Origin of the sequence: Pseudomonas sp. IT-93MI4, from assembly GCF_949767635.1 — a bacterium.
Classification (GTDB): Bacteria; Pseudomonadota; Gammaproteobacteria; order Pseudomonadales; family Pseudomonadaceae; genus Aquipseudomonas; species Aquipseudomonas putida_A.
Genome location: NZ_CATKPP010000034.1, coordinates 1 through 529 on the forward strand (window position 1 = coordinate 1; position 529 = coordinate 529).

The 529-nt window shown below is 56.7% G+C and carries 1 pseudogene; it reads left to right on the top strand.

Features of this window, described 5'->3' with window-relative positions:
- Positions 1-529: pseudogene (locus ACM6I7_RS16865) on the top strand (hypothetical protein); the annotation flags it as partial.

Sequence of the window (529 nt, forward strand, 5' to 3'; positions counted from 1 at the left end):
CCCGCATAACTACGAGTTCAAGCTGTCCATTGCGGCCGTGCGCAAACTGGTCAATACCCAGGTCAGTTTCTTCTATCGGCTGGAACGCAGCGGCAGCAGTGACCCGTTACGCTCAAAAAGGCAGTTTGTACAAGTCACCGGCGCAGCCCACCGCGTGGCCGCACCGATCATCGAAGAAGCCGAGGGTGACTTCATCGATCCCACCGAAACGCAAATCAACGTCCGCATTCCGTTCGATCCGGCCATCGAGTACGGCATGGGCATTGAGCTGTTCCTGTTGGGTAAAAGTCCGGACGGCAGCACCTTCCTGCCTGAGTTGAAGTGGCACATTCCGGAGGAGGATGAAGTCGAGAATCCCGAAGGTTTTGTCATCACCGTCGATGACTACAACCTCAAGCTGCTTGACGGCGGAACCCTGAAGGGGTGGTACGACCTGCTGATAGCCGAGGGCGACGAGATCCTCAGACGGGAATCGCTGCACACGAAATTGCTCAATGTGGGTGAACCGAAATTCGAGCTGGACGCACCC